The 10,622-nt window shown below is 38.3% G+C and carries 7 protein-coding genes; all 7 read right to left on the reverse strand.

The features are described from left to right. Positions 1-207 precede the first annotated feature (207 nt). Positions 208-1,374: a hypothetical protein gene (locus LKD20_RS09200; RefSeq protein ID WP_024066368.1), complete on the reverse strand. Its 1,167-nt coding sequence runs from the start codon at positions 1,372-1,374 to the stop codon at positions 208-210. A gap of 209 nt (positions 1,375-1,583) precedes the next feature. After that, positions 1,584-5,171 carry a thiol reductant ABC exporter subunit CydD gene (cydD, locus tag LKD20_RS09205; protein WP_227721578.1) on the reverse strand — a complete coding sequence of 1,196 codons (3,588 nt, stop codon included), beginning with the start codon at positions 5,169-5,171 and terminating at the stop codon, positions 1,584-1,586. 226 nt (positions 5,172-5,397) lie between these two features. Further along, positions 5,398-6,417, reverse strand: coding sequence for a cytochrome d ubiquinol oxidase subunit II (cydB, locus tag LKD20_RS09210; protein ID WP_156719684.1), 1,020 nt, complete (start codon positions 6,415-6,417; stop codon positions 5,398-5,400). Next, positions 6,408-7,796: a cytochrome ubiquinol oxidase subunit I gene (locus LKD20_RS09215; protein ID WP_060924990.1), complete on the reverse strand. Its 1,389-nt coding sequence runs from the start codon at positions 7,794-7,796 to the stop codon at positions 6,408-6,410. The genes cydB and LKD20_RS09215 overlap by 10 nt, the downstream gene beginning before the upstream one ends. Before the next feature lie 63 nt (positions 7,797-7,859). Beyond that, positions 7,860-8,312, reverse strand: coding sequence for an RrF2 family transcriptional regulator (locus LKD20_RS09220; RefSeq protein WP_060924991.1), 453 nt, complete (start codon positions 8,310-8,312; stop codon positions 7,860-7,862). Positions 8,313-8,533: 221 nt separating this feature from the next. Beyond that, complete coding sequence (locus tag LKD20_RS09225; protein WP_227721579.1) at positions 8,534-9,028, reverse strand: MogA/MoaB family molybdenum cofactor biosynthesis protein; 495 nt, start codon at positions 9,026-9,028, stop codon at positions 8,534-8,536. 8 nt (positions 9,029-9,036) lie between these two features. Continuing rightward, positions 9,037-9,897 carry a polysaccharide deacetylase family protein gene (locus LKD20_RS09230; protein ID WP_227721580.1) on the reverse strand — a complete coding sequence of 287 codons (861 nt, stop codon included), beginning with the start codon at positions 9,895-9,897 and terminating at the stop codon, positions 9,037-9,039. Positions 9,898-10,622 lie beyond the last annotated feature (725 nt).

The raw sequence follows: 10,622 nt of genomic DNA on the forward strand, positions 1-10,622 counted from the left end.
ACTTAAAATAGCGATGGAGCCAGTAATTTACTGGCTCCATCGCCTATAAAACCAACACGTTTTGTCCTATAACCCAATAAAAAACGTATCTCTTCATAAAGAGATACGTTTTTTATTTATCACATGTCTTATTATATATAGTTCTTTATTACCTTAATAACTATACCATAATAATTTAAAAGAGTTGCAACCTGATTCTTTACAAACTTAAGTCAATAATATCAACTCTATTATAGTGCAAAGGATATAAGCAATGATAAACTTAACCTTTTGTTTGCGCGCTCTATCATCATCAGAAATCTTAAGTCTATTTTCTAGGAAGCGCTTATCCCGGATTTGCAACAATAAACGTTTAATACGTTCTTGACCTTCAGCGGCATTACACTCGCCGCTATCAGAGGTCAAGGTAGCTTGCTGCATGAAGATGCGCCGATGGAGCTTGCGCATTTGAATCTTGATATTGTTATGCACAAACGCACTTTGCCACTGTTTTCTAGAGTCAAAATACATATATAAATATCGTGGTGTATTCATTAGTAGTAAAGAAAGAATAAAAATCCCCAAAGATATTAAGAAATATGTAGAGAATGAAAACTCTAGTGTTTCAGTTGGTAAGTAATGATGCGCAAAGATAAAGGTAAGCCATACACCGATCGGCATCAAGAGCACTGCCGCAATATCAATGGATCGAAGCCAACTAGTACGAATTGGAACATCTGGCACCGTAAATGTATCTACTGGATCATGAAATGCATAATAATCTATTTGCAATACCGATTGACTAGTTTGAGGATTAGCTAAAAGTACAGGGCCTACACTCCCTATGGAGCGTTCTGGCAAAGGTATAAACTTTTTAAGTTGCGTATTGGGTATTAAATCAAAGCGAATAATGCCTTTTTTTTCAAAGCGTACGGTAGATCCCTTTTCGCCTAATGCAATAGGATTAAAAAAGATGCCAAAAAGACTAAGGAACCAGTTACCTAGTAAGTGTAAGATGGAATTTAAAATAAATCCACCCGTATCTAAATTCTCTGTATCGAGCCGAATTGCAAAGGATGATGAGTAATCATCAAACCATAAGTCTTCTAAAGTAAATTCAGCGGTAATCACATTCCCCCATTTAGTAATAATAGATAGGAATATTTGATTATTTGGTTCAAACTCAAAAGTTATAGAATAAAAGAACTTATGATTCCGAAGAGCAGCACGCAACATGCGATTAACCACGTCTTCTTCTATAGATAACAAACGATGATCAAATAAATCTTGTTCTAAAGGTACTTGTTGAACAGGGCTTACCTTTTTCACCGTCGTATCACTATCAGATAATGCTTCATCCACCAATGCTCGTAATTTGGTGAAGATTTTAGTCATAATCCCTCCAAGGGTAAAAAACAGCTTTTGATATACAAATTATACCATATATTGCATGATTTATCGATAAAAGACTACTACATATACTATTAAATATAGGTATACATAAAGCTCCTTTTACATAGTAAAAGGAGCTTTATTACTGCAGTTTAACATTCAGCCTATTATAGTTTAATATTTATAATAGATAGTTTAACTGATATTTATTTTTATTGAATACTTGCCATAGATAGATAACAATATTCATAGAAGTGACCACGAAGGGCAATTAATTCTTCGTAAGTTCCATCTTCTATAATTTGACCTTTATCCATAAATAAGATACGGTCCATATGCTCTAATCCTTCTAACTGATGTGTAATATATAAGCATGTTTTATCCTGTACATATTCCATCAAATCACGATGCAAAGCCTTCCTCGTTACTTGGTCTAAACCTTCTAATGGTTCATCTAACAAAACAACTTGAGGTTTTCGCAAGAATAGTCGAGCTAAAGCAACCCGTTGTCGTTCGCCACCACTTAGACCATGACCACCACTACCAACAATCGTATGAATACCATCTGGCAAGCGTTCCACTACAGAGCGCAACGAAGCACGATCAATAGCATACTCTAAATCAGCTTCTGAGGCATCCGGTCTTGCTAGTCGAATATTATCTTCAAAGGACGCATGGAAAATATATGTATCTTGCGTTATCGTCCCTAAAGCATTACGCCATGTATCGATAGAAATATCCTTTAACTCTACATCACCAACATAGATTGAGCCACTGTAGTCATATAATCGCTCAAGCATATTAAACAATGTAGTCTTACCAGATCCACTAGCGCCAACAATAGCAATCGATTGACCTTGTTTAATGTCTAATCTAAGATGTTCATAAATACGACGATGCGGATCATAACCAAAGGATACATCAGAAAATGTAATCTCTCGATTAGCATTAAATGGTTTTGGTGCGTTTGGTTCTACTACTGAAATTGGCTCATCTGCAAGTGCTGTGAGACGACTCGTAGCCACTTTACTTTCAGCACCATGATGAACGGCAGCGATCATAGGTTGTAAGGCCTCAAACCAAGCTTGTGTACCAATAGCAGCAACTGCTACCATAACACTGGCCCAAGCTCCGGTCAACGCATTGGCTGCCAATATGGCTACAATGACAACTGTAATTTGAACTCCACCTAGGAACAGCGTATTGCCTAAGTTCATGCCTCGCTCAATAATACCTTTATTAGCATCTATAGTACTCATCATATGTTGAATACGATCGTATACTAACTGTTCATTGCCGTAGCTAATGACATCCTCCAAGCTATCCATGGTATCACTTAATAGGGATTTATATTCCCCTTGTTGAGGTCCAATCGCCGTCAACGATTGTTTGTTATGAGCATATACACCTAAAGGTAAAACTAGACCTAATACAAGGGCTGCTAAAACTATAGGCGCAACCAAACTATTATCAATCGTAGATACACCATAGGCAACTAAAATAGTTAAAGCAATGGCTGCTGCAGGCGGAATCAACGTACGCAAGTAGAAAAATTGTAGTACCTCTATATCTCCCATAATGCGGCCTAGCATATCCCCTGCACCAAAACGTTTAAGAATAGCCGGCGCCAATGGTTCTAAATGAGCATAAAACCATATACGCAAACCATACAGACCTTGGAACGCCATACGATGAGATGTATACCGTTCAAAATAACGACATACAGCACGACTAACACCAAAGAAGCGGACGCCCACAATAGCAAGGCTCAAATAAGTAAGTCCCGGTTGCAATGCAGCTGATGCCAATAACCACGCAGATACAGTTAATAAGCCCACATTCATAAATACCGTTAAGAATGTAAAAATCAAAGCTAATACTAACGACCACTTTGCAGGGCTCAGCACAGTAAATAATAATTTCCATCCTTGTATGCCCAGCTTAGAAGTTGAAACCTCAGGAGTCTGTATTGTATCTTTCCCCAATACGTAAGCATCTTGATTATCTACCCGAATTAAATTATCAATTTCTTCTCTATGTTCTAAGCTAAATGACTTTTCTGTTTTTAATTGTTCTTCAATAGTTGAAGAAAATTCACCTAAACCAGAGGTAACAAGGTCCTTAAAATAACCATCTACTGCGAGAAGCTTCGCATAAGAACCTTGTTGAATAATACGTCCATGTTTCAAAACGTATAGTGTAGATGCCCAATGCATCGTTTGTAGACGATGACCAATGATAATGACGATTTTATTATCCATCAAACGTTTGATAGCACTACTTATAATAGCTTCTGTTTTTACATCAAGATGTGCCGTCACCTCATCGAGAATTAACACTTGGCCCTTTCGTAAAAATGCACGTACTAAGGCAACCCGTTGACGTTCGCCACCACTCAGACCCAAGCCACCTTCACCAATAACAGTATCTAGTCCATCTTGTTGTCTATTGATCACATCTAGTAGCTGTACCTCTTTACAAGCTTCTATAATCTCTTCATCACTTACATTCATCCCAAAGGATAATACGTCACGCAAAGTTCCTTTCATAATATGTGGATGTTGAGATACATAGGTAATTTGTTGGCGCCACCACTCAATATCGATGTCACATAGATCAAGACCATCTATAGTAACACTGCCTTTAGGAGCAGTTAAAAATCCCGCAATAATATGGGCAATTGTAGATTTCCCTGCTCCACTTTCACCAACAAGCATGATCGGAGAATTACGTTTAGCCTCTAATGAAATATGTTGTACACCATTTTCACTATCTGCATAGGTAAAAGTTAAGTCCTTAATTTCAATTGCTTGTACCTTACCTTTAAGTTGAGATTGACCACCTATAGGCAACGATGGCTGGCGATTCATAAACTCTTCGTATTTTAAAATCGAGGTCTTACCTGCCATACCCGTATGGAAGGCAGCCCCCAATTGTCTAAATGGCGTATAGAACTCTGGCGCTAATAGCAAAATAAAGAAAGCTGAAAAGAATGAGATTTCACCATCCAATAATGTTAAGCCCAGGTATACCGCAATCAATGCTGTACTAATAGTACTTACGAGCTCAAGAACTAGAGCAGATAAAAACGCCACACGCAATACTCGTAATGTAGAGTCTTTAAACTCCTCAGATAAACGACCAATAACCTTAATTTGATCCTTTGCACGACCAAAAAGTTTTAATGTTGTAATACCTTGCAATACATCAAGAAAATGACCAGACAAGAAGCTCATACGCTCCCACTGTTCTTTATTAAGACGATCCGCTTGCTTACCAATTAAGATCATAAAGAATGGAATTAATGGTACGGTGATAATTAGAATGATACCAATAATAGGTAATGTATCTACAATAGCAATACCCATAATAAGAGGAATCATAATAGCATATAAAATTTGAGGAATATAACGAGCTACATAAGCATCTACTTGCTCTAATCCATCAGTAAGCATATGTATCACATCGCCATGGCGTTCCTTATGTTGCACACCAAGTTTAAACATATGCTCTAAGGCCCGTTCTCTAAAGGTTGCTTTTACTGCACTACCTAATCGATTTGCTACGGATTCTTGTACGTAATGTGCAAGCAATCTTACAACAATAGCAATACCTAAATAAATAATAGTATACCTTTCATCATGTAAGGTATTCTCTGAAAATATAAAATTATTAATTAAGGTTCCAAAGAACCAAGCTTGCCCAACAATAGCCAAACTCTCTACTAAACAGGTTAATCCTAGTAGTAATAGCTGACCTTTATGTTCTAGCAGCGCTTTAAAAGCAGTACGCTGTATCATAGTATCCTCTACGGTAAAACTATTAAGAATATAAAATTAAATCGATTAGACTACCCCTAACTAAGTCTAAATTAAATTTTATTTAAATATAATCTAAGTTAGCCCAAGTGAATCTAAATTTATCAATATCATATCCATCTTACCACAAAAAAGAGGCGTGCCGCTACGACACGCCTCACATTGAGACCTAAATTTTACAACTCACCAGAGTTATAAAGCTATTCTATTAATAGTGTAAGTCTTTTTCAGATACACGATGACGGAATGTCCAGTATACCCAGATTTGGTAAGCCAAGATAATTGGCACAAATACAAAGGCTACACAAGTCATCAATGTCAATGTGTAAGTAGAGTTACTTGCATTTGCAATAGTTAAGCTCCACTCAGGATTCAAAGAAGAAACCATGATGCGAGGGAACAAACCAGCAAAGTAAGCAGCCGTTACAGAAATAACGGATAAGGAGCTGAATACAAAGCCCAATTTTGTATTACGAGTACGTGTTGCGCCCCAAGAAATGAGGAAGAACACGATTGCCAACGCAAAGCAAATAATTGCTAATACAGAGTTAAACAAATCTGTAAATACATAAGTTGCACCTACCAATGCTAATGCACCGATAGCTGTAGGAACACCTACTACTAAGGAAGCTGCACGAGCGCGTTCAGAAACAGCACCAGCAGTTTTGATAGAAGTGAACAAGCCACCATGGTATGTGAATACCAAGATAAACGCAATGCCACAAAGTACTGTGTATGGGCTTAACAAATCAAAGAATGTGCCTACATATGTCATGCTTGCATCAATTGGAGTACCTTGAATCAAGTTACCAACTGTAACGCCCCACAACAATGCAGGAATCAAGGAACCAAAGAAGATGCAGTAGTCAAAAGTTTTACGCCATAACAAGTTAGGGCTCTTGGAGCGGAATTCAAAAGATACGCCACGGATAATAAGAGCCGCAAGCATTAAGAATAACGCTAAATAGAAACCACTAAACAACGTAGCATATACATGAGGGAAGGATGCAAATAATGCACCACCAGCAGTGATCATCCATACCTCGTTACCATCCCAAACAGGACCCAAGGCATTGATCATTTGACGACGTTCAACGTCAGTTTTACCGATGAATGGTAATAAAATACCAGTACCATAGTCAAAACCTTCTAATAAGAAGAAGCCAGCGAATAGTACAGTAATTAAAATAAACCATACCACTTCAAGGTTATTAAAAATTAATTCCATAATCTCGCCTCCTCTTTTTCAACTACATCGTGAGATGGATTGCCATCTGGACCTTTTTTGATGTGTTCTACAGCAAGGTAGAGAGCTGCAATAGCTGCTACGATATACACAACTGTGAAGCCGATGATAGTAGTCATAATTTCTGGAGCTGTAACGGATTTAGAAGCACCGTCTACAGTTAATTGCAAGCCATTTACAAGCCATGGTTGACGACCTGCTTCTGCTACAAACCAACCTGTGGAATGAGCAATGAATGGCAATGGCAATGTCCAGAACATAATTTTTAAGAATGTGCGATTTCCAACCAATTTGTCTTTTGCATTAAGGATAAGACCTACGAATGCAACAAGCAACATAATGGAACCAGCTGCAACCATGACACGGAATGTCCAGAAGATTGCTGGAACATCTGGAATATAGTTACCAGGACCGTATTGAGCCTCGGATTTGGCTTGAAGATCTTTAATACCTTCTACTTTACCAGAAGTAAAGGAGTTTTGAGTTAAGAAGGACAAACCACCAGGGATTTCAAGTGCGCCCGTATTCTTTTGAGCTTTAGTATCAATGTTAGCTACCAAAGAGAATGGAGCAGGATCTTGTGTTTCCCACAATGCTTCCATAGCAGCCATTTTCATAGGTTGTACTTTTGTAATGTATTGACCTTGATGATGACCTGCCAAAGCGCCTAAAGTACCGAATACAAGAGCAATAACCATGCCCCATTTAGCAGAACGACGGTAGAAGTCTGTCGCATTGTTGCGCAATAAGTGCCAAGCACTGATGGCCATGATAATTACGCCTGCTGTTAATAAACCATTTAACACGATATGGAAGAATTGGCCTGGTACATAACCATTTTGAACAATTGTTAAGAAATTATCCATTTCTGCACGGCCATTACGGATTACATAACCTACAGGATGTTGCATGAAGGAGTTTGCTACGAGAATCCAGAATGCGGATAGGTTTGTACCTAATGCCACCAACGTAGCTACAAGAGCGTGAACAGTTTTATTCAAACGGTCCCAACCGAAGATCCATACACCCATGAATGTAGATTCCAAGAAAAATGCCATTAATGCTTCAAGGGCCAATGGAGCGCCGAAAATGTCACCCATAAAACGAGAATATTCTGCCCAGTTCATACCGAAATGGAATTCCTGAACAATACCAGTTACCACACCCATAGCAAAGTTAATTAGGAACAATTTGCCCCAGAATTTTGCCATTTTTTTGTATACTTCTTTACCAGTAGACACATATGTCCACTCCAAGATAGCTACAGTCACTGTCATGCCTAGTGTGAACGGCACAAACAACCAGTGATAGATAGATGTTAGCGCAAATTGTAATCGAGCTAAATCTACAGCTTCAAACATGTGTTTTCCTCCTTAGAATAAAATACCTACATCACTTGATGAGCTTTCACTAAAAACCTTGTATCATTGCGCTTGTGAATATGGCAACGCTTCAGACTCAATCAACTGTTCACGTTGGGCAAGAGTTTTAAAGTTAACCATCTCCAACTGATTGATTAATTGGTCCTGAATTGTTCCCATCGCTTCATTGATAGCACAATGTCCCATACAAGACTTAGAGCAAGAACCTACATCATATAAACACCGTTGTAAATACGCATCCCCTTCTACCGCTCTAATTACATCGAGCAATGAAATCTCTTGAGGGTCTCGATTGAGGGCGAACCCACCATCTACACCACGAAAGGATTTCATAATCCCAGCTGCAATGAGACTACGCATAATCTTGAGCAAAAATCGTTCTGGAATCAATTCTTGCTCAGCCAATACAGAACCCGTTAGCTTCGTTCCCGAAGGTAAGAGCGCCATATGTAAGACCATGCGAAATGCATAATCCGTGGCCTGATTTAACTTCATAAGGTCTCCTTTCTCGTGCACTCGGACAAACGTATTACTAAATCTAGTATAATCGAAATAAAACAATACTGCAATGGTATTGTTTTATTTATTGAGAATTAGCATATATAGACTTTATGCCCATTAATATGGTATTATCTGAATATTTTTATGTCCCTTAAATAGCATTATGAATTCTATTATCAAAAAAAGACTGCCCACGAATGAGCAGTCTAAATATATTATTTTGTAATTTCTCGAACGAGATGGGCCATTTCAGGAATGATAAGTTTACTCATAGCTAATGTAACGGCACCTACAGAGCCTGGCACAGAGAACATCAAGGTGTTATTGTTGACCCCCGCTTCAGCACGAGACGCCATCGCCTTAGTACCAATATCCTCTGTATAGGATAAATATCTAAAGATTTCACCAAATCCAGGAATATGTTTCTCATAGAGACTATTTGCCGCTTCAATTGTTACATCGCGCTTAGCAATTCCCGTACCACCTGTAGAGATAATAACATCAATAGATTCATCATTACACCATGGAATCATTGTATTTCTGATTTCATCGTAATCATCAATGACAATTTTACGATCTGCCACAATATGGTCTGCTTGTTCTAAAAATTCTTGTACTTTATTACCGCCTTTATCAGTTTCAAAGGTACGCGTATCAGAAACTGTTAAAATAGCAACGCGTAAAGGTCTTGCTAATACTTCGTAAGACATAGTTCCTCCTAGAATAACGGAATAATAGATGCTAATGTAGGCCATCCATTATCGCGTAAAAAATCACGTAATGACCATGTATAGTGAATGAATGGTGCACAATGTAGGCGTAACCAGAACGATAAGTACGGTGTGTCACCTTGGAATATAGCCAATCGATTTAAGGCATATAAATTATCGCCTGGCTGTACTGTACCCGGTTGTACTGTGAAAGCCATTTTGTAACCAGATTGTTTAGTTACATATTGAACGAGCATATCGTTAAACCCACCAGGATATGCTAGATACTCAATAGGCTCACCCAAAATTCCCTCCAAAGAAGTCTTCCCACCAAGAAGAGCATCCGGTAATTCGGTAGGGTCAATTTTTGTTAAGATTTTATGATGATTTGTATGGCCTTGAATATCAAATCCACCCGCTTCCATTTGGTGCATTTGTTCTGTAGAAACAAAACCAGGCGTATTAGCTGCATCACTAATCATAAACAAGGTAGCCTTCATGTTGTATTCCTTTAAAATAGGCAATACATTTTTATAGTTATCTACATAGCCATCATCAAAGGTGATAACAATTGGCTTATTAGGTAATTCAGTACCATTTTCTAAATAATCATATAATTGAGCCAACGTAATCGTGTTATATCCCTGATTATGTAGATATTCCATCTGTTCTCTAAACTGATCAACATGAAGCGTCAAAGCAGAATGCTTTTCATCATTCACTTGGTGATAGTTTAGTACAGGGACACCATAAATCTTATAATCAGTAGACAGCCCCCACATAACGCCAAATGAGATAGCTAAAATTGCAATACATATTGCGAGAAAACATAATATTTTTTTAATACAGCTCTTGCCATATTTATACATATAAACTAATCACTCCAATCCACTTAAGCATATAATGAGAATATCACACATACCTAGTATTATCAAGAAAATCCCTCACAAGATATTCATATTAATCTATGAATGAAAATATTTATTAGTAATATGCAAAAATAGACATAAAAAAGCCCTATAAACTTGGAGATCAAGAGTATAGGGATCGTTATTTACATATATTTAAAGTTATACAGCGGCTTTACGGTTCGGTAACATTGGCACGTTGTGCCGCGTTACCGTATGGATAGAGTTGGATACTACCACTAGCCGCGGCTTCCTATCAATCCTCACTGTGGATTTCCCTTCTCTGCTTCGCAGCTCGGTAAATCTTACGTTCGGAAGCACTCATATGGGTCATTTGCGTCGCTTAGTTCTAAGTCCTCTTCGGTTGCCCTACTTGCTTCCTCACTGTGGATTTCCCTTCTCTGCTCCGCAGTTCGGTAAATCTTACGTTCGGAAGAAAGCGATGCAGTGAATCTGTCGTCGTTTCACTCCTCCATCTTCTACTGCCCTGCTTTTCCCAGTGCCGTCTTACATGGACACGTACATAGATACAACCTCTACAACCTTGGCTAGAGACGACTCTAGTAGGGTTAGCTAGTCGAAGACTAGCTAAAAGAAAAAGGCCTACCTTTAGGTAGACCTTTTTCTTTTCGTTAATCAGCGGCTTCCTATCCTCCCAGGCCGTCTCCAGCCAAGTACTTTCGGCG

The sequence above is a fragment of the Veillonella fallax genome, from assembly GCF_020687175.1.
Lineage (GTDB): Bacteria > Bacillota > Negativicutes > Veillonellales > Veillonellaceae > Veillonella > Veillonella fallax.

Coding starts and splice junctions, on each gene's coding strand:
- LKD20_RS09200 (WP_024066368.1), bottom strand. CDS start 1,374: ATGACTAAAATCTTCACCAAATTACGAGCATTGGTGGATGAAGCATTA.
- cydD (WP_227721578.1), bottom strand. CDS start 5,171: ATGATACAGCGTACTGCTTTTAAAGCGCTGCTAGAACATAAAGGTCAG.
- cydB (WP_156719684.1), bottom strand. CDS start 6,417: ATGGAATTAATTTTTAATAACCTTGAAGTGGTATGGTTTATTTTAATT.
- LKD20_RS09215 (WP_060924990.1), bottom strand. CDS start 7,796: ATGTTTGAAGCTGTAGATTTAGCTCGATTACAATTTGCGCTAACATCT.
- LKD20_RS09220 (WP_060924991.1), bottom strand. CDS start 8,312: ATGAAGTTAAATCAGGCCACGGATTATGCATTTCGCATGGTCTTACAT.
- LKD20_RS09225 (WP_227721579.1), bottom strand. CDS start 9,028: ATGTCTTACGAAGTATTAGCAAGACCTTTACGCGTTGCTATTTTAACA.
- LKD20_RS09230 (WP_227721580.1), bottom strand. CDS start 9,897: ATGTATAAATATGGCAAGAGCTGTATTAAAAAAATATTATGTTTTCTC.